The 26,094-nt window shown below is 60.6% G+C and carries 32 protein-coding genes; 17 read left to right on the plus strand and 15 right to left on the minus strand.

Going from position 1 to position 26,094, the window contains the following annotated elements; genetic code table 11:
* Positions 1–22: 22 nt before the first annotated feature.
* Genes ACR0IV_RS18325 through ffh form a run of 5 tightly spaced genes read right to left on the minus strand, consistent with a single transcriptional unit; the run spans position 23 to position 3,462 of the window.
* Positions 23–319, minus strand: a complete 297-nt coding sequence (locus tag ACR0IV_RS18325) for a chorismate mutase (RefSeq protein ID WP_039541590.1) — start codon at positions 317–319, stop codon at positions 23–25.
* Positions 316–855 (minus strand): GNAT family N-acetyltransferase, encoded by a 540-nt coding sequence (locus ACR0IV_RS18330; protein ID WP_480470735.1) that lies wholly within the window; start codon positions 853–855, stop codon positions 316–318. Before ACR0IV_RS18330 ends, ACR0IV_RS18325 begins: the two co-directional genes overlap by 4 nt.
* Positions 852–1,403 carry a GNAT family N-acetyltransferase gene (locus tag ACR0IV_RS18335; RefSeq protein WP_480470734.1) on the minus strand — a complete coding sequence of 184 codons (552 nt, stop codon included), beginning with the start codon at positions 1,401–1,403 and terminating at the stop codon, positions 852–854. Before ACR0IV_RS18335 ends, ACR0IV_RS18330 begins: the two co-directional genes overlap by 4 nt.
* On the minus strand, positions 1,400–1,957 hold the full coding sequence (locus ACR0IV_RS18340) for a GNAT family N-acetyltransferase (protein ID WP_480660266.1): 558 nt from the start codon (positions 1,955–1,957) through the stop codon (positions 1,400–1,402). The genes ACR0IV_RS18335 and ACR0IV_RS18340 overlap by 4 nt, the downstream gene beginning before the upstream one ends.
* Positions 1,954–3,462, minus strand: a complete 1,509-nt coding sequence (gene ffh, locus ACR0IV_RS18345; protein ID WP_480660264.1) for a signal recognition particle protein — start codon at positions 3,460–3,462, stop codon at positions 1,954–1,956. The genes ACR0IV_RS18340 and ffh overlap by 4 nt, the downstream gene beginning before the upstream one ends.
* A 256-nt stretch (positions 3,463–3,718) precedes the next feature.
* Between ffh and ACR0IV_RS18350 the strand changes: the two genes are divergently transcribed.
* Entirely contained in the window at positions 3,719–4,606 is an 888-nt protein-coding gene (locus tag ACR0IV_RS18350) for a sulfotransferase domain-containing protein (RefSeq protein WP_480660262.1), read from the plus strand.
* A 3-nt stretch (positions 4,607–4,609) separates the two neighbouring features.
* Here ACR0IV_RS18350 and ACR0IV_RS18355 read toward each other — a convergent pair whose 3' ends face one another.
* Positions 4,610–5,128, minus strand: coding sequence for a hypothetical protein (locus tag ACR0IV_RS18355; RefSeq protein ID WP_480660260.1), 519 nt, complete (start codon positions 5,126–5,128; stop codon positions 4,610–4,612).
* Positions 5,129–5,216: 88 nt separating this feature from the next.
* On the opposite strand from ACR0IV_RS18355, the gene ACR0IV_RS18360 reads away from it, so the two are divergent.
* Positions 5,217–5,747, plus strand: a complete 531-nt coding sequence (locus ACR0IV_RS18360; protein WP_480660258.1) for a prolyl-tRNA synthetase associated domain-containing protein — start codon at positions 5,217–5,219, stop codon at positions 5,745–5,747.
* Here the strand turns inward: ACR0IV_RS18360 and ACR0IV_RS18365 are convergent, their stop codons facing one another.
* Together ACR0IV_RS18365 and ACR0IV_RS18370 are read right to left on the minus strand one after the other, a co-directional pair.
* Positions 5,748–6,488 (minus strand): aspartate/glutamate racemase family protein, encoded by a 741-nt coding sequence (locus ACR0IV_RS18365; protein WP_480660256.1) that lies wholly within the window; start codon positions 6,486–6,488, stop codon positions 5,748–5,750.
* Positions 6,489–6,552: 64 nt separating this feature from the next.
* Positions 6,553–7,134, minus strand: coding sequence for an FMN-dependent NADH-azoreductase (locus tag ACR0IV_RS18370; RefSeq protein ID WP_480660254.1), 582 nt, complete (start codon positions 7,132–7,134; stop codon positions 6,553–6,555).
* Between the two features lie 120 nt (positions 7,135–7,254).
* Here ACR0IV_RS18370 and ACR0IV_RS18375 point away from each other — a divergent pair, with 120 nt between their 5' ends.
* The 3 genes from ACR0IV_RS18375 to ACR0IV_RS18385 all read left to right on the plus strand — a co-directional run bounded on the left by ACR0IV_RS18375 (position 7,255) and on the right by ACR0IV_RS18385 (position 9,545).
* Positions 7,255–8,133: a LysR family transcriptional regulator gene (locus ACR0IV_RS18375; RefSeq protein ID WP_480470726.1), complete on the plus strand. Its 879-nt coding sequence runs from the start codon at positions 7,255–7,257 to the stop codon at positions 8,131–8,133.
* The gene (locus ACR0IV_RS18380) at positions 8,130–9,041 is read left to right on the plus strand and encodes a DMT family transporter (RefSeq protein ID WP_480660251.1); all 912 of its coding nucleotides are present in this window, start codon (positions 8,130–8,132) and stop codon (positions 9,039–9,041) included. Before ACR0IV_RS18375 ends, ACR0IV_RS18380 begins: the two co-directional genes overlap by 4 nt.
* Positions 9,042–9,131: 90 nt before the next feature.
* A complete protein-coding gene (locus ACR0IV_RS18385; protein ID WP_480660249.1) occupies positions 9,132–9,545 on the plus strand; it encodes a universal stress protein in 414 nt (137 codons plus the stop codon).
* A gap of 3 nt (positions 9,546–9,548) precedes the next feature.
* Here the strand turns inward: ACR0IV_RS18385 and ACR0IV_RS18390 are convergent, their stop codons facing one another.
* Positions 9,549–9,881, minus strand: a complete 333-nt coding sequence (locus ACR0IV_RS18390; protein WP_480660248.1) for an ArsR/SmtB family transcription factor — start codon at positions 9,879–9,881, stop codon at positions 9,549–9,551.
* Between the two features lie 232 nt (positions 9,882–10,113).
* Here ACR0IV_RS18390 and ACR0IV_RS18395 point away from each other — a divergent pair, with 232 nt between their 5' ends.
* The 5 genes from ACR0IV_RS18395 to ACR0IV_RS18415 all read left to right on the plus strand — a co-directional run bounded on the left by ACR0IV_RS18395 (position 10,114) and on the right by ACR0IV_RS18415 (position 12,684).
* Entirely contained in the window at positions 10,114–10,446 is a 333-nt protein-coding gene (locus tag ACR0IV_RS18395) for an AtpZ/AtpI family protein (protein WP_480660247.1), read from the plus strand.
* Positions 10,447–10,448: 2 nt separating this feature from the next.
* A complete protein-coding gene (locus ACR0IV_RS18400; RefSeq protein ID WP_480660246.1) occupies positions 10,449–11,207 on the plus strand; it encodes a F0F1 ATP synthase subunit A in 759 nt (252 codons plus the stop codon).
* Positions 11,208–11,255: 48 nt separating this feature from the next.
* On the plus strand, positions 11,256–11,480 hold the full coding sequence (locus tag ACR0IV_RS18405; protein WP_005981269.1) for a F0F1 ATP synthase subunit C: 225 nt from the start codon (positions 11,256–11,258) through the stop codon (positions 11,478–11,480).
* Positions 11,481–11,566: 86 nt separating this feature from the next.
* Positions 11,567–12,118 carry a F0F1 ATP synthase subunit B' gene (locus ACR0IV_RS18410; RefSeq protein WP_170694642.1) on the plus strand — a complete coding sequence of 184 codons (552 nt, stop codon included), beginning with the start codon at positions 11,567–11,569 and terminating at the stop codon, positions 12,116–12,118.
* 5 nt (positions 12,119–12,123) lie between these two features.
* Entirely contained in the window at positions 12,124–12,684 is a 561-nt protein-coding gene (locus ACR0IV_RS18415) for a F0F1 ATP synthase subunit B (protein WP_480660245.1), read from the plus strand.
* Between the two features lie 86 nt (positions 12,685–12,770).
* Here ACR0IV_RS18415 and ACR0IV_RS18420 read toward each other — a convergent pair whose 3' ends face one another.
* The gene (locus ACR0IV_RS18420) at positions 12,771–13,541 is read right to left on the minus strand and encodes a FadR/GntR family transcriptional regulator (protein WP_480660244.1); all 771 of its coding nucleotides are present in this window, start codon (positions 13,539–13,541) and stop codon (positions 12,771–12,773) included.
* A 151-nt stretch (positions 13,542–13,692) separates the two neighbouring features.
* On the opposite strand from ACR0IV_RS18420, the gene ACR0IV_RS18425 reads away from it, so the two are divergent.
* The 5 genes from ACR0IV_RS18425 (at position 13,693) to ACR0IV_RS18445 (ending at position 20,070) form a co-directional block, all read left to right on the plus strand.
* On the plus strand, positions 13,693–14,886 hold the full coding sequence (locus ACR0IV_RS18425; protein WP_480660243.1) for an aminotransferase-like domain-containing protein: 1,194 nt from the start codon (positions 13,693–13,695) through the stop codon (positions 14,884–14,886).
* Positions 14,887–14,930: 44 nt separating this feature from the next.
* A complete protein-coding gene (locus tag ACR0IV_RS18430; RefSeq protein WP_480660242.1) occupies positions 14,931–15,326 on the plus strand; it encodes a hypothetical protein in 396 nt (131 codons plus the stop codon).
* 141 nt (positions 15,327–15,467) lie between these two features.
* On the plus strand, positions 15,468–18,923 hold the full coding sequence (locus ACR0IV_RS18435; RefSeq protein ID WP_480660241.1) for a chromosome segregation SMC family protein: 3,456 nt from the start codon (positions 15,468–15,470) through the stop codon (positions 18,921–18,923).
* A 54-nt stretch (positions 18,924–18,977) separates the two neighbouring features.
* The gene (locus ACR0IV_RS18440) at positions 18,978–19,328 is read left to right on the plus strand and encodes a hypothetical protein (protein ID WP_480470714.1); all 351 of its coding nucleotides are present in this window, start codon (positions 18,978–18,980) and stop codon (positions 19,326–19,328) included.
* A gap of 310 nt (positions 19,329–19,638) precedes the next feature.
* Positions 19,639–20,070: a hypothetical protein gene (locus ACR0IV_RS18445; RefSeq protein WP_480660240.1), complete on the plus strand. Its 432-nt coding sequence runs from the start codon at positions 19,639–19,641 to the stop codon at positions 20,068–20,070.
* A gap of 74 nt (positions 20,071–20,144) precedes the next feature.
* On the opposite strand, the gene ACR0IV_RS18450 is transcribed toward ACR0IV_RS18445, so the two are convergent.
* Genes ACR0IV_RS18450 through cobD form a run of 3 tightly spaced genes read right to left on the minus strand, consistent with a single transcriptional unit; the run spans position 20,145 to position 23,201 of the window.
* Positions 20,145–21,308, minus strand: coding sequence for a lytic murein transglycosylase (locus tag ACR0IV_RS18450; RefSeq protein WP_480660239.1), 1,164 nt, complete (start codon positions 21,306–21,308; stop codon positions 20,145–20,147).
* 10 nt (positions 21,309–21,318) lie between these two features.
* A complete protein-coding gene (cbiB, locus tag ACR0IV_RS18455; protein WP_480660238.1) occupies positions 21,319–22,239 on the minus strand; it encodes an adenosylcobinamide-phosphate synthase CbiB in 921 nt (306 codons plus the stop codon).
* Positions 22,236–23,201, minus strand: coding sequence for a threonine-phosphate decarboxylase CobD (cobD, locus tag ACR0IV_RS18460; protein ID WP_480660237.1), 966 nt, complete (start codon positions 23,199–23,201; stop codon positions 22,236–22,238). Before cobD ends, cbiB begins: the two co-directional genes overlap by 4 nt.
* A 181-nt stretch (positions 23,202–23,382) precedes the next feature.
* Between cobD and ACR0IV_RS18465 the strand changes: the two genes are divergently transcribed.
* On the plus strand, positions 23,383–23,745 hold the full coding sequence (locus ACR0IV_RS18465; protein WP_480660236.1) for a response regulator transcription factor: 363 nt from the start codon (positions 23,383–23,385) through the stop codon (positions 23,743–23,745).
* Here ACR0IV_RS18465 and ACR0IV_RS18470 read toward each other — a convergent pair.
* A complete protein-coding gene (locus tag ACR0IV_RS18470) occupies positions 23,727–24,716 on the minus strand; it encodes a glutathione S-transferase family protein (RefSeq protein WP_480660235.1) in 990 nt (329 codons plus the stop codon). The two genes, ACR0IV_RS18465 and ACR0IV_RS18470, sit on opposite strands and share 19 nt — an antisense overlap.
* A gap of 212 nt (positions 24,717–24,928) precedes the next feature.
* Here ACR0IV_RS18470 and ACR0IV_RS18475 point away from each other — a divergent pair, with 212 nt between their 5' ends.
* Positions 24,929–25,282 carry a hypothetical protein gene (locus tag ACR0IV_RS18475; protein WP_480470707.1) on the plus strand — a complete coding sequence of 118 codons (354 nt, stop codon included), beginning with the start codon at positions 24,929–24,931 and terminating at the stop codon, positions 25,280–25,282.
* Between the two features lie 97 nt (positions 25,283–25,379).
* On the opposite strand, the gene ACR0IV_RS18480 is transcribed toward ACR0IV_RS18475, so the two are convergent.
* Positions 25,380–26,078 carry a fumarylacetoacetate hydrolase family protein gene (locus tag ACR0IV_RS18480; RefSeq protein ID WP_480660234.1) on the minus strand — a complete coding sequence of 233 codons (699 nt, stop codon included), beginning with the start codon at positions 26,076–26,078 and terminating at the stop codon, positions 25,380–25,382.
* Positions 26,079–26,094: the final 16 nt, after the last annotated feature.

Raw genomic sequence — 26,094 nt, forward strand, 5'->3', positions numbered from 1 at the left:
CGTTTACCGGGATCGTTTCCGGTTAATTCTGATGTTTCTTGTGGTGTCGGATGACTTCCTGAATGATGAAATTCAGAAAAGCCTTGGCGAAATCGGGGTCCAGATCGGCCTCTTTCGCCAGGTCTTCTAACCGTGCGATCTGCGCGGCCTCGCGCGAAGGATCGGACGGGGGAAGGTCGTGTGCGGCCTTGAGCTTGCCAACAGCCTGCGTGTGCTTGAACCGCTCGCCCAGCGTATAGACGAGGATCGCGTCCAGCCGGTCGATGCTTTCGCGGTGGTCCTTCAACAGCGCGGCAGCCTGTGTCACGGGGTTGGTCATTGGCCGGTCCTTTCGGTGGTCAGGTCGATCTGCGGATGGCGCCAGATCTGGGCGCGTTTGCCCAAAAGTTCAGCATTCTCAAGTTCCAGCGATGCGCCAAGCCGTTCGGCCAAAGCGCGTGAGCGGTCATTGGCATGGGCGATGTACGAAATCACACCGTTCAGACCCTGATGCCTTGCCGCGTAGTCACGCGCAGCCGCCGCAGCCTCAAAGCCCAGACCTTTGCCCTCGGACTCGGCCATCAGGGTCCAGCCCAGCTCGGGTTCGGCCCAGCCGGGCACGTAGATCATGCCGGCCCAGCCAGCAAACGCGCCGCTGGATTTCTCGGTCAGGTGCCAAAGGCCATAGCCCCGCAACGCCCAATGGCCCAGCCGGTTCGACAATGAGCTCCAGCACTCGAATTCGTTCTTGGGGCCGCCAACCATATGGCTGCGCTCGGTCGCGAAGAACGCGGTCATCGCGGGCAGGTCATCCAGTTGCGGCGCGCGCAGGATCAGACGCTCGGTCTCGACGGTGGGGATGGTGAAAGAGGTCACGCGTAGGCCTCCATTCCGCCATTCACAAGATCGGCAGGCGCCGGATGCCGCCAGATTTCGGTCTTGCCGAACTTGGGGTGTTCATAGTGATATTCGAACTGCGCCCCCAGACGTTTGGCCACAGCCTTGCTGGCGTGATTGTCGAGATCAATGAGCGAGATCGCAGTATCCCAGCCCAGCACATCATAGGCATGCGTGCGTGCGGCCAGCGCGGCCTCGGTCGCATAACCCTTGCCGGTGGCGTGGTTCATCAGCGTCCAGCCGACCTCAGGCTCAGGCCAGCCTTCGGGGAACCACAGGCCGATGCGACCGACATAAGCGCCGGTGTCTTTCTCATCGACGCTCCAGTACCCATAGCCGCGCAGCGCCCAATGGCCCAGCAGCGAGGCGACCACCCTCCAGACCTCATCCCGGCGCAATGGCCCGCCGACAAACCTTGCGGCATCGCTGGCGAAGAACGCGGTGTCAGCGTCCAGATCAACCTCGGACGGTGCACGCATAATCAGGCGCTCGGTCTCAAGAACGGGGATGGGCAGCGAGAAGCTCATGACCGCACCTCTCCGTAACGCCAGACATGCTGATCCGCTCCGATTGCGCGCTCAGCCACTGCGTCTCGCGATGCGCCCAGCCGTTCGGCCAGTGCGTTCGATCGGGTGTTGCTGGCAGACACGTAGCTTACGAACTGCCCCGATCCGAGGAGATTAACGCCGAAATCGCGCACGGCAGAACAAGCCTCAGTCGCGTATCCCTGCAAGCGGTGATCCGCGTCGATCATATAGCCAAGCTCGGGCTCGCGATCGTCCCATTCGAGGCCCAGAATGACGAAGCCAATGGCCCGATCATCTTCTTTCAGGGTGACGGCAAACAATCCATGCCCATGCAGAAGCCAACCGGACGTATAGTAAGAGAATTCGGTCCAGGCTTCCTGCTCGGTATCGCCAAAGCTGTCTTTGCAGATCGACGTCCATACCGGCAGATCGTCCAGTGTGGGTGCGCGCAGAACCAGCCGCCGGGTCTGAATGACCGGCAGGGCCGCGCGATACTGCGCCGCTGCCATCGCCGCCTTACCGGACGGGGGCTGGGTGCAGCGTGCTGGTGTCATTTTTTCTTTCCGAACCCGCTTAGACCCGGGGGCAGGGCCATGCCGCCGCCCAGTCCGGGCATGCCGCCGGGCATCTTGCCACCCATCGCTTTGGCGGCTTGTTCCAGCGCCTTGGGGTCCATGCCTGCGGCCATTTCCTCGGGCGAGGGGCCGCCTTTGCCGAACATGCCTTTCATGGCCTGTTTCAGCATCTTGCCTTTGCCCATCTTGCCCATCTTTTTCATCATGTCCGACATCTGCCGGTGCATTTTGAGCAGCTTGTTGAGGTCGCTGACCTCCATCCCCGAACCGGCTGCAATCCGTTTCTTACGGCTGGCTTGCAGCAACTGCGGGTTGGCGCGTTCGCGTTTGGTCATCGACTGGATCATGGCGATCTGCTGGCGCAGGATCTTGTCGTCCAGACCTGCTTGATCCATCTGCTTGGCCATCTTGCCCATGCCCGGCATCATCCCCATCATGCCCTGCATGCCGCCCATCTGGATCATCTGCTCCAGCTGCATTTTTAGGTCGTTCATGTTGAACTGACCTTTGACCATGCGCTTCATCATGCGCTCGGTCTGTTCCATCTCCATCGTTTCCTGGGCCTTTTCGACCAGAGCAACGATGTCGCCCATGCCCAGAATACGACCGGCGATCCGATCCGGCTCGAAGGTTTCGAGCGCGTCCATCTTCTCGCCCAGACCGACAAAGCGAATGGGCTTACCAGTGACTGCGCGCATCGACAGGGCCGCACCGCCACGTCCGTCACCGTCCATCCGGGTCAGAACCACGCCCGAGATACCGACCTTGGCGTCGAACTCTTCGGCCACTTCCACGGCGACCTGACCGGTCAGACCGTCGACCACCAGAAGCGTCTCTCGCGGGTCAACCACATTACGAACCTGCTCGACCTCGTCCATCAGGACTTCGTCGATATGCAGACGGCCCGCAGTGTCGAGCATGTAGACGTCATAGCCACCCAGCGTCGCCTGCTGCTTGGCGCGCTTGGCGATATCGACCGGCGTCTGACCGGGTACGATCGGCAGCGTATCTACACCAACCTGCGTGCCCAGAACCGCAAGCTGATCCATCGCCGCTGGGCGATAGACGTCGAGCGAGGCCATCAGGACCTTCTTGCCCTCTTTCTCTTTCAGGCGTTTCGCCAGCTTACCGGTGGTGGTCGTCTTGCCCGAGCCTTGCAGGCCGACCATCAGGATCGGGGCAGGTGGGTTGTCGATCTTCAGCGCGCCGGGGTCTTCCTCGCCACGCAGTGTATCTACCAGCGCGTCGTGCACGATCTTGACGACCTGCTGGCCGGGCGTGATCGATTTGGTGACAGCTTGACCGGTCGCCTGTTCCTGTACTTTCTTGACGAACTCGCGCGCCACCGGCAGCGAGACGTCGGCCTCAAGCAGGGCAACGCGGACTTCGCGCAGGGCAGTTTTCACGTCTTCTTCAGACAGGGCACCCTGTTTGGTCAGCCGGTCAAAGACGCCGGAAAGGCGTTCGGATAGATTTTCAAACATGCCTTCGGCCTCCTTAGCCGGTTATCTGGTGGCGCTTCTCAGATAAGAAACACCGGTTAAATACACAATTGCCCCCACGGGCGAAACTCGCTGGTGGGGGGCGATCCCTGAACGACTCAAGGGACCGGAAGATCAAACGCTTCCGGATGTTTGGGGTCCTCTACGCCCAAGCGCCCCCTGAGTCAAGGCAAGCGCTTTGAGCAAAAGTCCGGTTGGTGTAGCGTCCTGAGGTCGGGGTCAGGTCTGGAGATTAATCATGGGTCAACCATTACCGCAGCGCACCAGAGACTATGTTGGTGAAGTCACCAATACCGACATCTGGTCCAGCTTCGAAATCCGCCCGGATGACATCTTTGTCTGCACGCCGCCCAAATGCGGTACCACATGGACGCAGACCCTGGTCCGCATGCTGATCACCAAAACCGCAGATCCCGCGATCTACAACAATCGGGTCTCACCCTGGCTGGATTGCGGGTTCAGAGACCGCGAGGAGCAGGACACGCTATTGGCGGCGCAGACGCACAGGCGCTGCATCAAGACCCACACGCCGCTGGACGGGATCACCTATTCCCCTGACGCCACCTATCTTGTGGTGCATCGCCACCCGGTCGACGTGCATTTCTCGCTACGCGCCCATGTGGCGAATATGAAAGACGACTGGCTGGACTACATGTTCCCCGAGGATATGTCCAAAGCCTTCGCGATGTTCCTCGACCGACCCGCCTCATCCAAAGGCACCGACGATCTGACGCTGGCCTCGTTCGTCCACCATTATCGGTCGTTTCGGCAGTTCCGGCATCTGCCGAATATCCATTTCCTGCATTACGCGGAACTCAGCCGGGACTTGCCGGGGCAGGTGGCACGGATCGCCGGGATCATGGGGACGGAGATCGAGCCGGCGTTGATCGACGAGATCGCGCAGGCTGCAAGCTTTGGTTCGATGAAAGAGAACGCCAGACATGCGTCGCAACAACCTGGGTTCAAAAGCGCGTTTCAGGACTATGCTCAGTTCTTCGCCTCGGGGACCAGCAACAAGTGGGAGGGCAAGCTGACCGCAGATGACATGGCCCGATATGATGCGCGCCTGTCCGAGATGGTCACCCCGGCTGAGCAGGCATGGCTGGAGCACGGACAAAGCCCATGACCGTCAGGCCTGTTCCCGGGTTTCGTCCTGCTGCCGCGCGGGTAGCCAGGTGTTGACCGCGTCAACCATTTGATGCGCGCCGCGCCCGTTCGAGAATGCCTCGACGATCGGATGCCGTCCGGCGCTCATGCCTTTGTCGAGTATCAAGACAGGACGATAGAGGGTCGATGTCCTCTTGTTGCTACGCGAAATGGTGCTTTCGATTTCGGCATGCGACAGGTTTGAAAGCTTGTGTTCGACTGCGTCATAACCAAAGACAGATTGCCTGCGGATCAGGACGCTGTCTTTGTTGCGATCCAGAATGACCTGCACGCGGCGGACGAAGGCACAGAACGCTCCGACACCCATCCCGCCGCCGAAAAGTGCGAAGAAGATACCGAACAAGATACTCTCACCACCCTCGCTGACCATGAACAGGCCAGCGCCGACAAAGGCCAGAATGAAGAAGACCAGCGTGATGCCGATGAACCAGGGCGTATCTGACAGGATCAACTGGTTCGATGTATTTCGTGCAACTTTCATGGCGGCACGCTAGCACCGAACGCTGCATCTGTCGTGGCTTGAATTTGCACGGCCGTTGCGCGATGAGCGCGTCAGACAGGAGGTTCCCATGGACGCGTCATCTACCTTTCAGGATACATTGCCGCTCAGCTCGGATGCGCTGTTGGCGCGGCTGGACGATTGGGGGCTGCCCTATCGGTTGCACACCCATATCCCGCTGCGCACGGTGGAAGACGCCAAAGGGGTTGAGGATCCGTTCATGGTGCCGGGCGAAAACGCCCTGCGGCTCAAGAACCTGTACCTGCGCGACAAGAAAAAGCGGAACTATCTGGTCACGTTGGAACAAAGCCGCGAGATTGACCTCAAGGCGCTGGCTTCTGAATTGGGGATTGGCAATCTGTCCTTCGGTTCGGCCGATCGGCTGATGCAGAATCTGGGCATTCGTCCCGGTGCAGTCAGCCCGTTGGCCATGATCAACGGGGTTCAGAATGACGTTCGGTTTTTCATGGATGCCGCGGCGCAGAGGGCAGACGTGATCTACATGCACCCGCTGGTGAATGACCGCACCGTCGCGTTCACGCGCGATGATTTGATGACATTCTTTGCCAGGATCGGGTGCGAGGTGACCTGGCTGCCCTGATCACCTGTCCAGCGCTTCGTTCAATGCCGCAGCGACATGGGCGGCTGATGGGTTGACGAACAGGTGGCCATCCGCCTCGAACACCGGATCGTCAAGATGATTGGGGAAGGCCAGCGGCAACTCGGTACAAGCCAGCAGAATGGCCGTACCGGATGAGGCGTGTTTGTCGCAAAAGGCCAACAAGCGAGAGCGGGCGGTGCCGGACGCGCCGCCATAAAAATCGCTGTCGATCATCGCCTGCATCTCGGCAATCTCGGGCTCGGGCAGCCGGGGATTTGCGGTGATGCCTTCTTTGGCCAGTCGATCGGCATAATTGCTGGCCTGCATGGTGACCGTCGTGCCCAGAACCAGCGCCTTGGTCGTACCGGTTGAGGCGGTCGCGTCTGCAGTCGCATCGAAAATGCTGAGAATGGGCATCGAGACCCCGGCGCGGATTGCATGAAGGCGCGCATGGGGTGTGTTCGAGGCGATGATGCCAAAATCACAGCCTGCGTTTTGCAATGTCAGCAGGGCCTCTCGGAACACGGCATCGAAAGCGGCCCAGCTTTCCTCATCACCGGCCACGCCGCGCAAGGCGCGGGTTTTGGCTTGGGTGACGGATTCGATGGTCATGGGTGGAATGGGCAGTGGCGATCCATGGCCGCGCTCTGCGAAATACCGGCCCGCGCCTTCGGAAATCGCGCGGTAATAGTCGACGGTCGAAGCCCAGCCTACACCACCCAAAATCCCGATCTTCTTCATGTGAAACGCCCAGTCTGCTGATTTGCCTTGGCGCAGACTGGACGGTTCAAGGGGTGCAGGTCAATCAGGCGGCCAGCTCTGTGACCGCTTTCTGTGCCTTGGACAAAGTGGCCTCAGGGTCCAATGCCATGCGGTCTGCGGCAATAACTTCGACATCATGGATGCCGATAAAGCCCAGAACATGGCGGGCATAGGTGGTGGCAAAGTCGATCTCGGAGCCGACAGCGGTACCGCCCGAAGCAACAGCGAGGATGGCGCGTTTGCCCTCCAGCAGGCCTTTGGGACCTTCCTCGGAATAGGCAAATGTCAGACCCGCACGGGCGACCAGATCGATCCAGGCCTTGAACGCTGCGGGAACCGAGAAATTGTAGATCGGCAGCCCGATGACAATGGTATCGGCCCTTTGCAGCTCGGCCACCAATTCGTCTGACAGGGCCAGCAGGTCTTGCTGTACCGCGTCGCGCTGGTCGGCGGGGGTGAAATTGGCACCGATCCAGTCTTCGGTCAGCAGGGGCAGGGGGCTGGCCAGATCACGGCGGATGATCCGGCTGGCGTTCAGGTGGCGCACCACCCGGTCAGACAGATCACGCGTCGCAGATCCGGTGCGGCGGGCAGAGGCGTCGATATGCAGGATGGTATTGGTCATTTCGGGGTGTCCTTTGTTGCGGATTTACCTTCTGTTGCCTCAATATGACTATTGCGATTGTGAACAAAACTCGGATATATCAACAAGCATTGTTAGAATTTGCACATTGGATCAGATGCAATGGACAATTGGGATGAAGTGAGAACCGCCTATCAGGTGGCGCGTATGGGAACCGTCAGCGGGGCAGCGGATGTGCTGGGTGTGCACCATGCCACAGTGATCCGCCATATCGACGCAATCGAGGCACGGTTGGGCGTGAAACTGTTCCAGCGTCACGCGCGCGGCTATACCCCGACCGAAGCGGGTGAGGATCTGCTGCGCGTGGCGCAGGCGACCGAGGATCAGTTCAACCAGCTGGTTGGCCGCATGAAAGGGCGCGGCGATGATGTCTCGGGCGAGCTGGTGGTAACGTCGTTGGCTTCGCTGGCCCCTTTGATCGTACCGACGCTCAGCGAATTCCAGCGGACGCATCCGGGTTTGATCGTGCGCTACCTGACCGGCGACCGGTTGTTCCGTCTTGAATATGGCGAAGCGCATGTGGCCATTCGCGCCGGGGCCGCGCCGGATCAGCCAGATAACGTGGTGCAGCCCTTTATCCCGCAAGAGATCGGCTTGTTTGCCAGCAAGACCTATATCGCCCGCCATGGCAAACCCACCGGTGTCGAGGATTTCGGCAACCACCACTTCGTCGGCAATGACGACGAAAACAGCCGCGCGCCGTTTTCCCGCTGGCTGCGCGCCAATGCGCCCGAGCAATCGATCACCTTCCGCTGCACCAACAACTTCTGCATGCGCGAAGCCGTTCTGGCCGGGGCTGGCATCGGTTTCATGGCCCGGTGGGAGGCCGCGCGCGACCCCGATTTGGTCGAAGTGATGGAGCCTCTGCCCGAGTGGTCGGGCAAGCTGTGGCTAGTGACCCACGTGGATCTGCATCGCACCACCAAGGTACAATCCTTCCTGTCCTTCCTGAAAGATCAATCCAAGGGCTGGTTGCCGTGACACCGCAGGCACGCGGCCATCTGGCCATGCTGGTATTCTCGGCACTGGTGGCGGGCAGCTTCTCGCTGGGTTCGATGGTAGCCAACGAGATCGCGCCCTCGGCGATCACGGCGGCGCGCTTTGCAATTGCGGCGGTGGTGATCGGCGTCGCGGCGCTTGCCACGACGGGCATTTCGCGTAGCGCGGCACAGGCACCCTGGCGTTATCTGGTGCTGGGCGCACTCTTTGGCAGTTATTTCGTTTTGATGTTCTATGGCTTGAAAACCGCACCCCCGGTCAGTGCGGCGGCGGTCTTTACGCTGACCCCGGTCATGTCGGCACTGGCCGGATGGGTGTTGCTGCGCCAGATAACGACCCCGCGCATGGCACTGGCCCTGACGGTCGGCGCGGTCGGGGCGCTTTGGGTCATCTTCCGGGCCGATTGGCAGGCCTTTCAGGCTTTCGAGATCGGGGTCGGAGAAATCATCTATTTCTGGGGCTGCGCCGCGCATGCGATCTATACACCGATGGTGCGGCGACTGAACCGAGGTGAACCCGCGGTTGTCTTCGCCTTCGGCACGCTTCTGGCCGGGTGCCTGATCCTGACCCTGTGGGGCTGGTCCGATATCCGGGCCACCGATTGGGCGAGACTGCCGGGGATCGTCTGGCTGACTCTGATCTACATCTCGCTGTTTGCGACAGCCGCCAGCTTTGTTCTCGTGCAATTTGCGGCACTGTGTCTGCCCGCCGCCAAGGTCATGGCCTATACCTACCTGATCCCCAGCTGGGTGATCCTGTGGGAAATCTCGCTGGGCCGCCCTGCGCCGACCGCGCTGGTTCTGGTCGGTGCGGTCCTGACCGCAGTGGCCCTGTTGCTGCTGCTGAAGGGCGAGGACGCCCCGGCCAATACCGCCCCCATTCAGGAATAGCCCTCTCTGCCCGCATCTGACCCCTTTTGAGGCAGGTCAAAGCCATTACATTCGAATTTCTCTATGCATTAGGCGGAGGAGGAAGACGTAATGTTCAAACATATCATGATCCCGATTGACCTTCATATGCCGCCTGAGATCGAAAAGGCGGTTGCGGTCGCCTCGCAATTGGCCAAATGGCAGGGTGCCAGGATCACCATTGTCAGCGTGACCGGAACGCAGCCCGGCGACGTTGCCCTGAAGAAAGACACGATAGAGGAAAAGCTGAACGCCTGCGCCCGCGAAATCGCCGAACAAAGCGGGGCCGAGGTTCATACGCGCAATGTCCATTCGGTCGATGTCGCGGTGGAAGTCGACGGAGACCTGACCCGGACCGCAGAAGAAATCGATGCCGATCTGATTGTCGTGGGAACCCACGCGCCGCGCATCACCGATTATCTGTTTTCCAGCCATGCCGGCTATCTGGCCAAACATGCCAGTATGTCTGTCTTTGTCGTGCGCTGACGCCTAGGGCTCTTCCGAGGGCAGTTCGACCTCAAGAAACCGCTCGAACGCATCCAGATTGACCGGTTCGAATTGTCCGAACCCCTGCATCCAGACCGAGGCGGCGCGCAGCGCATCGGGTTCCAATTTGCACCATTTGACCCGCCCGCGTTTCTCCTGAGAAATCAGCCCTGCCTTGGTCAGGATCACCAGATGTTTCGAAATCGCGGCCAGTGACATCTCGAACGGTTCAGCCACGTCGGTGACGGCCATGTCATCCTCCAGCAGCATCGCAAGGATGGTGCGGCGGGTCGGATCGGCAAGGGCCGCGAATACGGTGTCGAGATCACTGGACATGGTCCCGCTGAACCATAGCCTTTGAGTTTGGTCAACCATTTGGTTGAATATGCGAATTCGCCCCGGTCCGCGTGCTGAGGTTGTCCCGAGCCTCCACCGGGCTTTGCGCATGCAAGATTTTTAGTATAAAAATCTTATGCTTAGCGGCGGCGAAGGTGCGACCTATACGCCGTTGACTCTGCGCGCGCACCGCCTTAGCACCTAGCCTCAAGACAGCGCGAGGAAACCGCCCGTGACCGATGACGACCAAAAGCAGCGTATGGCGCAGCTTGAGGCCAAGATCGAAGCGGCGAAAAAGGCGAAACAGCCTAAGCCCCGCGCAGATGCTGACGTATCCGGGGGCGAGCTTGCCTGGAGGATGGTCATCGAAATGGTATCCGGTCTGGGGATCGGATTTGGCATCGGATACGGGCTGGACAGCCTGCTCGGGACAATCCCGATCTTTCTGGTGCTGTTCACATTGCTGGGCCTTGTCGCGGGCGTGAAGGTTATGCTCCGCAGCGCGAAAGAGGTTCAAGATAAACAAACGGTCGCAAGCGCGGCTGAGAAGGACGAGAGGGACTGAACGTGGCAACTGAGACCACCGTAGAAAAAGGCAGCAGCCTGGCTTTCCATCCGATGGACCAGTTCATCGTCAAGCCGCTCTTTGGCGACGGTGCGATTGCCTGGTACACGCCCACCAACGTGACCCTGTGGCTGTTCCTGGCGATTGCGGCGATCTTTGCCCTGCTGGTTCTCAGCACGTCCAAGCGCGCGATTGTTCCGACCCGGATGCAGTCGGTGGCCGAGCTGGCCTACGGTTTCATCTACAAGATGCTGGAAGACATCTGCGGTAAGGAAGGCGTCAAGTACTTCCCTTATGTCATGACCCTGTTCATGTTCATCGTCTGCGCGAACTTCCTGGGCATGCTGCCAATGTCCTTCACAACCACATCGCATTTCGCCGTGACCATCCCGCTGGCGCTGGCCGTATTCCTGACCGTGACCGTTCTGGGTTTCGTGAAGAACGGTGCCGCGTTCCTGGGCCTGTTCTGGGTTTCCAGCGCACCGCTGGCGCTGCGCCCTGTCCTGGCGATCATCGAGCTGATCTCGTATTTCGTACGCCCGGTCAGCCACTCCATTCGTCTTGCCGGTAACGTCATGGCAGGCCACGCGGTTATCAAGGTGTTCGCAGGCTTTGCCGCGATTGCCGTGATCTCGCCCGTGTCGGTTCTGGCGATCACCGCAATGTATGGCCTTGAGGTCCTCGTGTCCTTCATCCAGGCCTACGTCTTCACCATTCTGACCTGTGTGTATCTGAAAGATGCGCTGCATCCGTCGCACTAAGGTCCGAACCCCCAACATCGAAACTTCCAAATCGTAAGGAGAATTCTCATGGAAGGCGATCTCGCACACATCGGCGCAGGCCTGGCAGCAATCGGTTCCGGCGCAGCCGCAATCGGGGTGGGCAACGTTGCAGGCAACTTCCTGGCCGGCGCCCTGCGCAACCCTTCAGCGGCTGCTTCGCAGACCGCAACCCTGTTCATCGGTATCGCATTCGCAGAAGCGCTGGGCATCTTTGCATTCCTGGTCTCGCTGCTGCTGATGTTCGCCGTCTAATCTGCGGAACCTGATCCTTACGCGCAGGTGGGTCCAAGCCATAGCGGCCCACCTGTTGTAAAGACAACGTTCCGACGGAGGACATCATGGCGACTGAACCCATTAGCGAAGAAGTAGTTGGCTCATGCGTCGACTCGCATGGCTCTGCCATCGGGATGCCGCAGCTCTGCTTCGATTGGTTCCCCAACCAGATTTTCTGGCTGGTCATTACGCTGGTCGTCATCTTTCTGGTCCTGTCCCGCGTGGCTCTGCCTCGCATCGCGGCAATCCTGGCTGAGCGTCAGGGGACCATTACAAATGACCTGGCTGCGGCCGAAGATCTGAAGGCCAAGGCGGTCGAGGCCGAAGAGGCCTATAACAAAGCGCTGGCCGATGCCCGTTCTGAGGCACAGCGTATCGCAGCGGAAGCCCGCGCCGAAATCCAGTCTGGTCTGGATGACGCAATTGCCAAGGCGGACGCGGAAATCGCTGCAAAGGCGGCTGAATCGGAAAAGGCAATTGCCGACATCCGTGCCGGTGCGCTGGAAAGCATTCAAGTGGTTGCCAAGGATACGGCGGCTGAACTGGTCACCGCACTGGGCGGCGAGGCAGATGCCAAAGCCATCAACAGTGCCGTAGACGCGCAGACGAAAGGATAAGTGACATGCGGAACACTCTTGCCCTTATCCTGACCGTTGGTGCCGCCAGCCCCGCGCTGGCTGCAAGCGGCCCGTTCTTCTCGCTTGGCAACACCGACTTTGTCGTCCTTCTGGGCTTCATCGTTTTCATCGCGGTCCTGTTCTACTTCAAGGTTCCCGGCATGATCGGTGGCGCGCTGGACAATCGCGCCGAAGGCATTCAGGCCGAACTGGACGAAGCCCGTGCCCTGCACGAAGAAGCGCGCAGCCTGCTGGCTTCGTACGAGCGCAAGCAGCGCGAAGTGCAGACTCAGGCAGACGCCATCGTGGCCGCAGCCAAAGAGGATGCGGTTCTGGCAGCTGAGCAGGCCAAAGTTGATCTGGAGAAATCCATTGCACGTCGTCTGGCCGCTGCACAGGATCAGATCGCATCAGCAGAGGCGTCTGCCGTGAAGGAAGTTCGCGATCAGGCCATCACCGTTGCTGTTTCGGCAGCCAACGCCGTGCTGGCCAAGCAGATGACTGCCGCTCAGGCGAACAAGCTGATCGATGCGTCCATCGCGGATGTCGGTGAAAAGCTGCACTGATCGCCTGGATCAAACGATTTGAAAAAACCCGAGGGTCTCAGACGCTCGGGTTTTTTTTTGTTTGTAGACGTGTCGATCGTGAGCGATCAGACCTCGCCGGTCTCGTGCTTCAGTCGCTGCTGCGCGATCTCTTCATTGTGCAGGGCCTTCTGCTGATCGGCCATGCAGCTTTTGACAAAGTTCAGATGATCCTCGACCGCCTGTCGGGCCCCCTTGGGGTCACGGTCCTGCAGGGCTGTGTTGATGGCACGGTGCTGATCCAAGATAGCTTCCCGAGTGGTGCGCTGATGGAACATGACCTGACGGTTGTAGAACACGCCCTGCCGCAGCAGATCAAACATCGAGCGCATCATGTGCAGCATCACCACGTTATGACTGGCCTCGATGATCGCCATGTGGAACTGGGCGTCCAGATGTGCCTCTTCCTCAGTAGCGTTACGCGCATGGGCGGCTTCCATCTTGTCCAGAATGGTCTGCACCACTTTCAGGTCGCTGTCCGAACCCATCCGGGCGGCCCGCTCGGCCGCGAGCCCCTCCATATCACGCCGGAACGAGAGATAGTCGAACACCGCCTCATCATGATTTCCGAACAGCCGGATCAGCGCGGGAGAAAAGGCTGATCCCAGAACCTCAGCCACATAGATGCCCGATCCGGCCTTGGCAGTCAGCAACCCCTGCTCCTGCAGGTTTGATATCGCCTCGCGCAGCGACGGGCGCGACACGCCCATCCGTTCGGCCAGTTCCCGTTCCGAGGGCAGGCGTTCGCCGGGGCGCAGAATGCCGCGCAGGATCAGCAGCTCGATCTGGCGCATGACGGCCAGAGACAGTTTTTCGGTCTGAACTTTGTGAAAGGGCATGAGGTCTTCACTGGAAATTGGTCAACTCACATGACCATGTCTGGGCCGGGTGTTCAAGCGGCTCACAGGGATTGAAACATTAGGTCAGCATTATTGACATAAGAGGTGTTTTGCCTAATCTTCACCACAAGGGCAGAGGAGGCCCGTAGCGATGGATCAACTCTATGCCACCCGCGCATCCCGGATGAAGGCATCTGAAATCCGCGAGTTGCTGAAACTGCTGGGCGAGCCCGGTATCATTTCCTTCGCAGGCGGTATTCCTGATCCGGCCCTGTTTCCGGCAGAGGCTTTTGCCGAAGCGTTCCAGAATGCGCTCGGACCCGATCAGCAGGCACAGGCGCTGCAATATTCAGTCAGCGAAGGTTATGCGCCGCTGCGCGACTGGCTGGTCGGCTACATGCGTGGGATCGGTGTGGACTGCGACATCGACAACATCCTGATCACCTCCGGCTCGCAGCAGGCGCTGGATTATCTCGGCAAACTGTTCCTGTCTCCGGGCGATACGGCTCTGGTTGGCTGGCCCACCTATCTGGGCGCGCTCAACGCGTTCGACGCCTATGAGCCACGCTTTGACCAGCTTAGCGTCAACGGTAATCGCAGGGCCGCCGAATACCGGGAGGCTGCCGAGGGCAGCCCGATCAAATTCGCCTATCTCTCCGCCGACTTCGCCAACCCGACGGGTGAGACGGTCGATCTACGGGGCAGAGAGGCTCTGCTGGATCTTACCGATGATCTGGGTTGTGCGATGATCGAAGACGGCGCCTATCAGGCGCTGCGATATGACGGCGACCCGATCCCGCCGATTCTGGCTTTGGAACAGGCCCGCAAAGGCTCGATTGAAAGCTGCCGGACGATTTATTGCGGCAGTTTCTCGAAAACCCTGTCGCCCGGGTTGCGCGTTGGTTGGGTGGTTGCCGCGAAACCGGTGATCTCGCAACTGGTGCTGCTGAAACAGGCCGCTGATCTGCATTCCTCGACCATCAACCAGATGGCCGTATGTCAGGTGGCACGGGACTGTTTCGACACGCATGTCCCCATGCTGCGCCGCACCTACGCTGCCCGCCGCGATGCGATGCTGGAGGCCCTGGTCCAGCATATGCCCGATGGCGTCGACTGGACCCGGCCCGAGGGCGGCATGTTCATCTGGGTCACCCTGCCCAAGGATGTGGACGGGGCTGACCTGTTGGCCCGCGCGCTTGAAACGGTCAAACTGGCCTTTGTCCCCGGGCAAGCCTTCTACCCCGACGACACTGGGGCCAACACGATCCGGCTGAGCTTTTCCAACTCGGATGAGGACACGATCCGCGAGGGTATCCGCCGTCTGGGCGAGGTGCTGCGCACCTGAGGCAGGAAAGGTTTCATTAACCATATTGCCGCTAAAACAGCGGCATGATCCGCCTGCTCGCTTTCCTGCTCCTTGCCGCCTGCTCGGGCGGCACGCCTTATTTTCGCGACCTGCCCGCAACGCGCGTCGCGGTGAATGGCAGCGTCTTCGACGTCCGCGTCCGCAATGAGCTGGCCGAGGCCGTCCGCGTGAACCCGCAATACGCCCCACGTCTGGGGCCGATACGCGACCGGGCCGCGCTGGCCATGGCGCAGGTTTCAGGCTGCCCGCTCCTGGACGTTCTGGGCGACGCGGCGGTCACCGTGGGGGTGCTGGGCTGCGACCGCGAACTGGGGGAAAAGCTGGTTTTCGGGGCGCTCATGATGCGGTCTTATGAATGCGTCAATTATGGCTATTCCGGCGACTACGGATATCAGGTTTTCGAATGCACACCTTACTGAGATGCGCGAAACCCTGCGTAGTTTTGCCAAGATATTGTGGATAACTCGACCAGATGTCCCATATCCTGCGCATTCACGTTGACACCTCCCCCATCCCTTGCGCAGACTTCCGAACCATAGGAATCATACCAAGAGCAGCCATTGCGCTTTAGCAAACTCAAACTGACCGGCTTCAAAAGCTTCGTTGACCCGACCGATCTGATCATCGCGGACGGGCTGACCGGAGTCGTCGGTCCCAATGGCTGCGGCAAATCCAACCTTCTGGAAGCGCTGCGCTGGGTGATGGGCGAAAACCGCCCCAAATCCATGCGCGGCGGCGCGATGGAGGATGTGATCTTTGCCGGTGCCGCAACCCGGCCCGCGCGCAATTTTGCCGAGGTCGTTCTGACCATGGACAACTCGGAACGTCTGGCGCCTTCGGGTTTCAACGACAGCGACCAACTTGAGATTGTCCGCCGTATCACCCGCGACGTGGGCAGCGCCTACAAGACCAACGGCAAGGATGTCCGCGCCCGCGACGTGCAGATGCTGTTCGCCGATGCCTCGACCGGGGCGCATTCGCCCGCACTGGTGGGGCAGAACCGTATTGCCGAGTTGATCAACGCCAAGCCCCGCGCGCGCCGCCGCATTCTGGAAGAGGCTGCGGGCATCTCAGGCCTCTATCAACGCCGCCACGAGGCTGAACTGAAACTGAAAGGCACCGAGGCCAACCTGACCCGCGTGGATGACGTGCTGGAACAATTGGGCGGGCAGTTGGCACAACTCGCCCGCCAGGCCCGTCAGGCTGCGCGTTATCGTGAGATCGGCGAGCTGTTGCGTCAGGCCGAAGGGATGCTGCTCTATCGCCGTTGGAAAGAGGCCGACATGGCCCGTCAGGCGGCCGAGGAAAAGCTACGCGACCGGATCACCGAAGCCTCGCGCGCCGAGGCCGCCGCACGCGAATCCGCTGCCAAACGGGCCGAGATCGAGGAAACCCTGCCGCCCCTGCGCGAGGAAGAGGCCATTGCCGCCGCAGTCCTGCAGCGCCAGCAGGTGCAGCGCGATCAGCTGTCGGATCAGGAAACCCGCGCGCGCCAGACCATCGAGACTCTGACCAACCGGATCCAGCAATTGGGCAACGACATCGAACGCGAATCCGGCCTGAACCGCGATGCGGGCGAGATGATCGAACGGCTGGAATGGGAGGCGCGCGAGCTGGCCAAAGCCGCTGAGGGTTATGACGAGAAGGTCGCTGAAGCTGCAGAAGTTGCGCGCGAGGCCGCGTCGGTGCTGCAGGATCGCGAAGATCACCTGTCGCAGGAAACCGAAGACATGGCCCGTCTGGTGGCCCGCCACCAATCGGCGCAACGACTGGTAGAAGACAGCCGCAAGACCCTGGCTCGGTCCGAGGGTGAAGAGGAAAGGGCCCGCGCCGCTGTGGACGAGGCGCGCAATGCGCTGGCCCGCGCCAGTGAGGCCTTTGAGACGGCGCAAGAGGGCGAGGAAGAAGCCCGCGAAGCCGCCGAGGCTGCCGAGGAAGCACTCGCCGCTGCGGATGAGCTGCGCAACGACACGCAGGCGCGTGAGGCTGAGGCGCGAGCAAAGCGCTCCGAGGCTGAAGGCGAGTTGGGCGCAATCCGCGCCGAAACCACCGCGCTTGCCAAGCTGGTGGAACGCGACACGGCTGAGGGCGGGCAGGTGCTCGACCTGCTGCGCGTGGCAGCGGGCTATGAAAAGGCACTGGGCGCGGCGTTGGCCGATGATCTGCGTGCGCCGCTGGTCGAAGGCGACGGGCCGTCGGGTTGGGTGCAGGTTGCTGGTTATGACAGTGACCAACCTTTGCCGGATGGGGCTGAACCGCTGGCCCTGCATGTCTCTGGCCCCGACCGCCTCAGCCGCCGCATTGCGCAGATCGGGTTGGTTGATGCGGATCAGGGCGCGCGTCTGCAGGCGTCGCTGAAACCGGGGCAACGACTGGTTTCGCGATCGGGTGATCTGTGGCGCTGGGACGGGTTCCGCGCCTGGGCCGAGGATGCGCCAAGCGCCGCCGCCCTGCGTCTGGAACAGCTCAACAAGCTGGAAGCGTTGAAGCAGGAACTCGCCCGTACCGAGGCACAAGCCGATGGCGCCCGCGCCGCGCATGAAACACTCTCGCAGCAACTGGCCGACGTCACCGAAGCCGACCGCCGCGCCCGCGAAGCCCGTCGCGCTGCCGATCAGCGCATGGCTGAAACCGCACGGATGCTCAGTCGGGCCGAGGCCGACCGCAATCTGGCGCAGGGCAAGCTCGAAACCCTGACCCTCGCAGTCGACCGTCACAAGGAAGACGCCATGTCCGCCCGCGCCCAGCTGCGTGAGGCAGAGGGCGCGTTGACCGGATTGGGCGACCTCGACAGCGCCCGCGCGCAGGTCGAAGATATCAAACAGACGGTCGAGGCCGCGCGGATCACCATGCTGACCCACCGCTCGACCCATGATGAGTTGCGCCGTGAAGGCGAGGCCCGTACTCGCCGCTCGCAAGAGGTCACAAAGGACCTCAGCGGTTGGCGGCACCGGTTGGAGACGGCGGAAAAGCGGATCTCCGAACTGGCTGAACGCAAGGAAAGCTCTGAGGATGAGCTCTCGGACGCCATGGCGGCCCCCGGCGAAATCGCTGAGGCCCGCGAGGAACTGAACGAGCTGATCGAAGCCGCCGAGGCCCGCCGGGCCGAGGCTGCCGACAAGCTGGCCGAGGCCGAAACAACGCAGCGCGAGGTCGTGCTGGCGGAACGCGAGGCGGAACGCATCGCCTCGGAAGCCCGCGAAACCCGCGCAGCGGCCGAGGCGCGCTGTGATGCGGCCAAGGAAAGCGTGGTTGCAGCAGCTGAACGGATTGCCGAGGATCAGCAATTGACGCCGAACCAGTTGCTGAATCAGCTCGATACCAACCCCGATCAGATGCCTGCTGCCGACGCGCTAGAGGCCGAGGTCAATCGCCACAAGCGCCAGCGCGACGCGATGGGCGCGGTGAACCTGCGGGCTGAAGAGGACAGCAAAGAAGTTCAGGAAGAGTTCGACACGCTGAACGGCGAAAAGGCAGATCTGGAAGAGGCCATCAAGGCCCTGCGCAGCGGCATCGCCAGCCTCAACCGCGAGGGTCGTGAACGCCTGCTGACCGCGTTTGAACAGGTGAACTCGAACTTCGCGATGCTGTTCAAGCACCTCTTTGGTGGCGGTGAGGCCAATCTGGTCATGGTCGAAAGCGACGATCCGCTGGATGCGGGCCTTGAGATCATGTGCCAACCACCGGGCAAGAAACTCTCGACCCTCAGCCTGCTGTCGGGCGGGGAACAGACGCTGACGGCAACCGCGCTGATCTTTGGCGTCTTCCTCGCCAATCCCGCGCCGATCTGTGTGCTTGATGAGGTCGACGCACCGCTTGATGACGCCAACGTCACCCGCTTCTGCGACCTGCTGGACGAGATGTGCCGCCAGACCGACACCCGCTTCCTGATCATCACCCACCACGCGGTGACCATGGCGCGGATGGATCGTCTGTTCGGTGTGACCATGCAGGAACAGGGCGTCAGCCAACTGGTCTCGGTTGATCTGAAGAAGGCTGAACAGATGGTCGCCTGACTTTTCACCTCAACGTTATGAGCTGTTTTATCCGTCTTGGGTTAAGCTGTCTGCATGACCCGTTACCTCATCCTCGCCCTCATGACTGCTACGCCATTGGCAGCTGCCGAATGGTCCACTAAACCGGGCGACGTGCCCCTTAGCCCGCAAGAGCTGGAGGCGCTGGCCGGTCAGACACTGACCTTCTACGACGACGGTCAGTCCAGATTCTCGGCCGGGGGTGCCTATTCCTACACCTACGCCAGCGGAGAATCCGCCTTTGGAACCTATTCCATCGCCGAAGACGGCAGCGTCTGCATCGCCTATCGCAACGGATTCGGGCGGTGCGATCTTTATGTGCACAGCGGCGAGAGGCTGATCCTGATCGACGAGAAAGGAGATCGCTATCCGGTGCGGCCGGAATGAAGCGGAAATGCACCGTCAACCATTTCCTCCAATGCCCACTATGCCGAGAAAAATCTCGATTCCGATAATGCGTTGATTGACCGGAATGCGACTCGGTGAAAACGATCGATCCATACTCTGACGCAGCTGTCGCCATATTTCTGGTACCGTTCCGTGCTAACGATCAATTATGATAAAACAGTCCGTTATCCGATCATCGAGGCTACGCGTCGCCAGCATACATATTTTGTGGGTCTGCGTCGGGCTGATATGGCCTGTACTATACCTATCCTCTATTCACCCGACTGATCATATCGGGGGAGTTTTCAAAGTGCTTTTTGCTCTTTGCGCTTTGGTAGGAGGGGCTTTTGCATTGAGCGAGGGACGAAGAACATGGCGTGTTTTAAACACACCGGGAGACTGGAAAGCCACAATAGGTGCTGGCAGGCTAAAGTGGGACGCAGCCATACCTTGTGAGAATTTACCTTTGGACATTGCACTTGGGGATATTGCAAAGGCATTAAGGCTGGAAACTCTCTGTACAGGCAAAGACAGCGATGGTGAGTACACCGAAACCAGGGAACGCTTCGAGCTTTATTTGACCGATGACCGAGTCCTGACCTTTGATCGCGAAGCAGCAGGCATCAACCCCCATCGGGTTTTTCTGGAACTTGCAAAGCATGGTATTCGTTATGAATTGTGGTCTCAGGATCGCACCAAGAGTAGCGTCAATACGTCCAAGATTTTTCAAAGCGTGTATTGAGCTACACCAACGTCAAAGCAGTCATTTAAAGCAACCGCGGTATTTGGGACTTTGGGCTCAATGCAGGCACCGCGTCACAACCGCCCCAACAACTCCGCCGTCGGCCACGCATCCGCAGGCAGTCCCAGACGCTGTTGCTCGGCCTGCACCGCTGCGCGCGTCCCCGCGCCCAGAATGCCGTCGATCTTACCCACGTCATAGCCGCGCGCCTGCAGCTTGCTCTGCAGCTGTTTCATCTGCGCGCCTGACAGTCCCGGGGCAGGATTGCCTGCGTCATAGATCTGCGCACCCTCCAGCCGCGTGCCGAAATAGGCAGCGGTCAGGACGTAAACGAAGCTCTGGTTCCATTCGAAATAGACGTCGAAATTCGGATAGGCGAGAAAGGCAGGCCCCGTATGCCCCTGCGGCAGAATCAAGGAGGCAGGCAGGTTTGCCAGTGATCCGTTGCGCGCCTTGACGCCCATGGCCTGCCAGTCAGAGATCGACCGCGGTTTGCCCGGACCGGACAGCGACCAGTCTATCTGCGAGGGCACCGTCACCTCCTGCAGCCAGGGTTGACCCGGTTGCCAACCCAGATGCGACAGCATCTTTGCCCCGGACATCAGCGCGTCGGGGGCAGAAGTTTTCAGCGAGACCTGTCCATCCCCATCGCCGTCAACGCCGTTGTCCAGAATGTCCTGCGGCAGCATCTGCACCATACCGATCTCTCCGGCCCATGCGCCGGTGGTGCGGGCAGGGTCGAAATTGCCCTGGCTGTACAGCTCGATCGCCGCGAAAACCTGCGGGCGGAACAGCTCGGGTCGGCGGCAGTCATGGGCCAGCGTCACCAGCGCGTTGCGGGTGTTGAAATCACCCTGAAACGCGCCGTAATCGGTCTCGAAAGCCCAAAAAGCCAGCAGAACACCGCGTGAGATGCCGTATTCCTGCTCGATCCGGTCGAACACCGCGTCGTATTTGCGCGACATCGCCTTGCCCCGGTCGATCCGGTTTTGCGAGATCAGGCGGCGTGAAAAATCGATGAACGGTTTCTGAAACACCCCCTGCGCCCGGTCGGCTTTCAGCACCGCGCCATCCTGCTTCACACCCTTGAAGAAGGCGTTGACGGTGGATGTTTCGAATCCGCGCTGCGCCGCTTCGGATTTCAGGCCTTTCACGAAACCATTGAAGCCTCCTCCACATTGCGCGAAGGCGGGAGAGGTCAGCAGGGCGGTGGCCACGAGGGCAGAGAGAAAACGCATGCGGCGTCCTTCAAAAGATAAAGTTCAGCCCAACCCACACCGACACGACGCCAAGCGCAAGCCCCCAGACGCGCCACAGCATGTCACATGCGCGGAAAACCTCCGCCGCGCCGATCTCACGCGGGGCATTGCCGTTGACCCAGGCCAGATCGCGCATCTGCCCGTCATAGCTGCGCGGCCCGGCCAGCGCGACGTTCAGCGCGCGCGCCATCGCGGCCTCGGGCCAGCCCGCGTTGGGCGAGATATGGCGGCGTGCATCCTGCACCATCTCGCCCCACCGCGCCCATTGACCGGACAGCGCCACGATCATCAGGAATGTCAGCCGTGCCGGGATCAGGTTCAGCACATCATCCAGTCGCGCAGCCGCCCAGCCGAAAGCGCGGTATGTCTCGCTGCGATAACCGATCATGCTATCGGCGGTGTTGACGGCCTTGTAGATCAGTAGCCCGGGCAAGCCTGCGACCAGAAACCAGAATGCCGGGGCAATCACCCCGTCGCTCAAGTTTTCAGCGGCACTTTCGATGGCAGAGCGGGCGATCTGAGCCTCGGTCATATCCCGTGTGTCACGCGAGACGATCATTGCAACCTGCGTCCGCCCCTCGGCCAGCGAGGCGCGCAGGCCGTCGCCCACAGCGCGCACATGCTCAACCAGAGATTTCTGCGCCAGCAGGATTGCGCAGATCACTATCTCGACGACGGGACCGAGCAGGGCGAGGCCCCGGCCCAGCAGGTAGGCCCCCATCACCAGCAACAGAACAACGGCAACGCCCTTGATCCGCCGGTGCGCGCCATAGTTCAGGCGTTTGTCCAGCCAGCCGATCACGTTACCTATCATCACCGCCGGGTGGCGGATGCGCGACCACAGCCAATCGGGTTCGCCCAATGCGGCGTCCAGGCAGAGCGCGCACACCAATACGAAGGCGGTGCTCACAGCGCCGCCTCCAACCGTGCCCAGCCATCCGCAGGCGGCAGCCCGAGGCGCAGGTAGGTATCGGAGTAGGGGAAGATGCGGCTCCAGATATGCGCGCGGGCTAACCGATCCTGCCAGGCGGCGGCGTTATCCACATCATAGAGGCGAAACAGGCTGGTGCCTCCGACCAGCCGCGCGCCATTGACCGTGACAAGCTGGTCCAACCGCGCCGCTTCGTCAGCCAGACGAACGCGGGTGGTCTCGGCCCACATAGTATCGCGCAATGCCTGCGCGCCGATCCGCAGGGCAGGGCCTGACACCGCCCACGGGCCGGTCAGGTCATTCAACCGTGCGATCAGGTCCGGCTGGCCAATAGCGAATCCCAGCCGCAGACCGGCCAGGCCCCAGAACTTACCAAAGCTCTTCAGCACAACCATTCCGGGCTGATCCGAGAGCTGGATCAGCGACGCCTCCGGGGCGATATCGCAGAAGCTCTCATCGATAACGGTCAGCGGCGCATTGGCGTCAGCGTCCTGCCAGATACGCCCATCGGGGTTGTTGGGGTGGACGATCACGCGCGCGTCGGCTGGCCCGCTGTCCTGCACTGTCCAGCCCTGCGCCGCGAAGGCCGCCGCGTGTTCGTTGTAGGTTGGCTGGGTAATCTGCACACGACCCGTTTCGGCGAACGCAGGAATGCGCGCAATCACTGCCGAGGCTCCGGGGGCTGGCAAAATCGCCGCCCCGTCTGGCACACCCCAGAAGGCGCGCGCTGCATCCGTCAGCCGCTCGAACGCACCATGGTCGGGCAGTTCCATCCAGTCCGAGGGCTGCAGTCCGGATACCGCGTAGGGGTGCGGGTTGATCCCGGTTGACAGGTCGATCCAGTCGCCTCGCGCGCCACCATAGCGAGCCATGGCTCCGTCCAGCCCGCCGCCATGATCGCGTGCGGCCCGAGGGTTCAATCTGTCATCCTGTTCAGCCATCTGCCCCTGCCGGAATTGCCGTGTTGCGCTGCTTCAAGCGGATTTTTGCCGTTCACACAAGTGAATCCGCCGGATCACAGCCCTGTGCAGGCGTTGTTAACACTTTGTTAAGGAAATCGCGTGATCACGGACCATAGGGGTCGGCACCACTCACCCATATCACGTGCCGAGGTTGTTGCAAATGAAAGTACTGATTGTTGAGAGTAACCCCGACCTTGGTCGGGTCTGGCAACGGCATCTGCAAAGGCAGGGGGCCGAGGTCACTTTGGTCGAAACGCAAGAGGCCGCGATACTCGCGCTCTATGGCACTGCCTTCGATATCATCGTGTTGGATCTGGTACTGGAAACCGGCAGCGCCTTGGCGGTCGCCGATTTCGCGAGCTATCGCAGGCCCGAGGCTCGGGTGATCTTCGTCACCAACACCACATTCTTCTCGGACGGATCAATCTTTGCCCACAGCGCCAATGCCTGCGCCTATGTCCAAAGCTCGACCCCGCCCGAGGATCTGGCGGCCATGGTGGAACACTACGCCGCCGGGCGCTGATCCCGCCCATGAGGTTCTGAATAATCCAGCACCGGGTTTACCGGAATGATCCGATGCGGATTGATGCTGTCATGGCTGTAGTGATAGTGGCGCACGATGTGGTTCATGTTCACCGTCTCCGCCACGCCAGGCCACTGATACAGCTCGCGCGTATAGGCCCAGAGGTTCGGGTAATCCACCATCCGCCGCTTGTTGCATTTGAAATGCAGGTGATAAACCGGATCGAACCGGATCAGCGTGGTGAACAGCCGCCAATCGGCCTCGGTCACGCGATCACCCATCAAGTAGCGATTCCGACCCAGACGATCCTCAAGCCAGTCCAGCGTGTCGAACAGCGGGCCGACAGCGGCGTCATATGCCTCTTGCGAGGTAGCGAAGCCGCATTTGTAGACACCATTGTTGATGTCGGAATAGATGCGTGCGTTGACCTCTTCGATCTCGTCGCGCATCGTTGTAGGCCAGTAATCATCAGCGTTGCCGGTGATCCCGTTGAAGGCCGCATTGAACATGCGGATGATTTCCGAGCTTTCGTTCGACACGATGGTCTTCTCCACCTTGTCCCACAGGATCGGCACCGTCACGCGGCCTGAATAGTTGGGATCGGCGCGGGTATAGATCTGATGGGCGAAATCATGTCCGAACAGCTTGTCCCCCGTTGCACCATGCGTATCCGTCTCAAAGGTCCAGCCCTTGTCCAGCATGTCAGGATGTACGACCGAGACCGAGATGTGATCGCTCAGCCCCTTCAACTCACGAAAGATCAGCGTGCGATGCGCCCAGGGGCAGGCGTGTGAGACATAGAGGTGATAACGCCCGCTTTCCGCCTCGAACCCGCCGCGCCCCGAGGGGCCGGGCGCGCCATCGGCAGTGATCCAGTTGCGAAACTGTGCGGCTGAGCGTTTGAACGCCCCGCCGGTGGATTTGGTGTCATACCAGGTGTCATGCCATTCGCCGTCAACAAGCAGGCCCATCATCATTCCTCCGCATTGCGATTGAGGCAAAGATAGGCCGTCCCGTGCCGCGTTCCTATTTCACCATGCGCGCATCTGGCCTGCATGCGTGCACAGGCAGAGGCGGGACGACTGCGCAACAGATCGCAAATCCTCGGCCCCAAGTGACGCAGTTCACTGGATTTTTACACAATCTGGTCCAGAATAGAGAGAGTAAAGGGGGGAAGTTTATTATGAGTACCTATGTTTCCAAGGAAATTCGCGCCGAATTGGACGCCGCCCGAATCGCTACGTTGAAGAAATCCAGCCGTTTGCGGGTGGAAGTGGGCGACAATACCTTCAAAATTCTGACATTGTGGAAGGATGGCTTCACGGTCGAGGCCGAAACCACGCCGCGTCTGCGCGGGCTGGTCGATATCTATGACGGGGCCAACCACCTCTACCAATGCTTGATCATCGCGGATGAGGAAGCGGCGGGTGAGATGCGCTATGAATTCAAGCGCAACACCGTGGCCGCCGATAAGGCACCGCTGGATTTCTACCGCGCGCCGGATGCGCCGATCGCATTGCTTGAATCCCGCGACTGAAGCGCAGCTCTTGACCCGTGGCACGAACACCCCGCCGCGCCTTCGGCGGTCCGGAAGCTTTGGTGCCACAGGATTCTCAGGTATCGGGTCGGACGGTTTATTCGGGGGCCGTCAGGGTCAGGTGCACGGGGGCCAAACCATCAATGCCGCCTTCGATTCGGTCTCCGACGACCACGGGCCCAACGCCAGCGGGTGTACCGGTCAGGATCAGATCGCCGGGGCGCAAATGATAGAAACCCGATAGATGGCAGATCAGTTCGTCATTCTTCCAGACCAGCTCTGACAATGTGGCATCCTGTGTCACCTGCCCATTGACGCTGAGATAGATGCGCTTGTCGTCTGATGGGCTCCAGTGATCAGCGCGGGTCAGCGGGGCGAAGACCGCGCCGTTTTCCACATCCTTGCCCAGATCCCAGGGGCGCTGTTTGTTGCGTTCGCGGATCTGCAAGTCGCGGCGCGTCATGTCCAGGGCACACCCATAGCCAAAGATCGCCACGTGGGCTTGTTCAGCCGTGGCCCGGAAGACCGGCTTTCCGATTGCAACGGCCAGTTCCATTTCATGATGATAATTCTCTGTGCCCGCCGGATAAGGCACATGTGCCCCGGTCAAAACCGCGTTAGGCGCTGATTTTGTGAAATAGAACGGAGCTTGCCGATCCACCTCATGCCCCATCTCGGCGGCATGGGCAGCATAATTGCGGCCCACGCAGAAAATACGCCCTATCGGATAGGTCGCTTGATCCCCCTGTACCGGGATGCCTGGGATGTCCGGAAGCGTAAAAAGGGGATTGGGCATGATGGGCCTCCGTTCG

Source organism: Ruegeria sp. C2, assembly GCF_056537765.1.

What these genes read in the sequence shown, in the direction of transcription:
- ACR0IV_RS18425 (WP_480660243.1), top strand. Translation starts at nt 13,693, where the DNA reads ATGGATCAACTCTATGCCACCCGCGCATCCCGGATGAAGGCATCTGAA.
- ACR0IV_RS18360 (WP_480660258.1), top strand. Translation starts at nt 5,217, where the DNA reads ATGGACGCGTCATCTACCTTTCAGGATACATTGCCGCTCAGCTCGGAT.
- ACR0IV_RS18375 (WP_480470726.1), top strand. Translation starts at nt 7,255, where the DNA reads ATGGACAATTGGGATGAAGTGAGAACCGCCTATCAGGTGGCGCGTATG.
- ACR0IV_RS18420 (WP_480660244.1), bottom strand. Translation starts at nt 13,541, where the DNA reads ATGCCCTTTCACAAAGTTCAGACCGAAAAACTGTCTCTGGCCGTCATG.
- ACR0IV_RS18405 (WP_005981269.1), top strand. Translation starts at nt 11,256, where the DNA reads ATGGAAGGCGATCTCGCACACATCGGCGCAGGCCTGGCAGCAATCGGT.
- ACR0IV_RS18340 (WP_480660266.1), bottom strand. Translation starts at nt 1,957, where the DNA reads ATGACACCAGCACGCTGCACCCAGCCCCCGTCCGGTAAGGCGGCGATG.
- ACR0IV_RS18415 (WP_480660245.1), top strand. Translation starts at nt 12,124, where the DNA reads ATGCGGAACACTCTTGCCCTTATCCTGACCGTTGGTGCCGCCAGCCCC.
- ACR0IV_RS18370 (WP_480660254.1), bottom strand. Translation starts at nt 7,134, where the DNA reads ATGACCAATACCATCCTGCATATCGACGCCTCTGCCCGCCGCACCGGA.
- ACR0IV_RS18335 (WP_480470734.1), bottom strand. Translation starts at nt 1,403, where the DNA reads ATGAGCTTCTCGCTGCCCATCCCCGTTCTTGAGACCGAGCGCCTGATT.
- ACR0IV_RS18440 (WP_480470714.1), top strand. Translation starts at nt 18,978, where the DNA reads ATGACCCGTTACCTCATCCTCGCCCTCATGACTGCTACGCCATTGGCA.
- ACR0IV_RS18450 (WP_480660239.1), bottom strand. Translation starts at nt 21,308, where the DNA reads ATGCGTTTTCTCTCTGCCCTCGTGGCCACCGCCCTGCTGACCTCTCCC.
- ACR0IV_RS18470 (WP_480660235.1), bottom strand. Translation starts at nt 24,716, where the DNA reads ATGGGCCTGCTTGTTGACGGCGAATGGCATGACACCTGGTATGACACC.
- ACR0IV_RS18325 (WP_039541590.1), bottom strand. Translation starts at nt 319, where the DNA reads ATGACCAACCCCGTGACACAGGCTGCCGCGCTGTTGAAGGACCACCGC.
- ACR0IV_RS18410 (WP_170694642.1), top strand. Translation starts at nt 11,567, where the DNA reads ATGGCGACTGAACCCATTAGCGAAGAAGTAGTTGGCTCATGCGTCGAC.
- ACR0IV_RS18430 (WP_480660242.1), top strand. Translation starts at nt 14,931, where the DNA reads ATGATCCGCCTGCTCGCTTTCCTGCTCCTTGCCGCCTGCTCGGGCGGC.
- ACR0IV_RS18475 (WP_480470707.1), top strand. Translation starts at nt 24,929, where the DNA reads ATGAGTACCTATGTTTCCAAGGAAATTCGCGCCGAATTGGACGCCGCC.
- ACR0IV_RS18390 (WP_480660248.1), bottom strand. Translation starts at nt 9,881, where the DNA reads ATGTCCAGTGATCTCGACACCGTATTCGCGGCCCTTGCCGATCCGACC.
- ACR0IV_RS18480 (WP_480660234.1), bottom strand. Translation starts at nt 26,078, where the DNA reads ATGCCCAATCCCCTTTTTACGCTTCCGGACATCCCAGGCATCCCGGTA.
- ACR0IV_RS18355 (WP_480660260.1), bottom strand. Translation starts at nt 5,128, where the DNA reads ATGAAAGTTGCACGAAATACATCGAACCAGTTGATCCTGTCAGATACG.
- ACR0IV_RS18350 (WP_480660262.1), top strand. Translation starts at nt 3,719, where the DNA reads ATGGGTCAACCATTACCGCAGCGCACCAGAGACTATGTTGGTGAAGTC.
- ffh (WP_480660264.1), bottom strand. Translation starts at nt 3,462, where the DNA reads ATGTTTGAAAATCTATCCGAACGCCTTTCCGGCGTCTTTGACCGGCTG.
- ACR0IV_RS18465 (WP_480660236.1), top strand. Translation starts at nt 23,383, where the DNA reads ATGAAAGTACTGATTGTTGAGAGTAACCCCGACCTTGGTCGGGTCTGG.
- cobD (WP_480660237.1), bottom strand. Translation starts at nt 23,201, where the DNA reads ATGGCTGAACAGGATGACAGATTGAACCCTCGGGCCGCACGCGATCAT.
- ACR0IV_RS18365 (WP_480660256.1), bottom strand. Translation starts at nt 6,488, where the DNA reads ATGAAGAAGATCGGGATTTTGGGTGGTGTAGGCTGGGCTTCGACCGTC.
- ACR0IV_RS18385 (WP_480660249.1), top strand. Translation starts at nt 9,132, where the DNA reads ATGTTCAAACATATCATGATCCCGATTGACCTTCATATGCCGCCTGAG.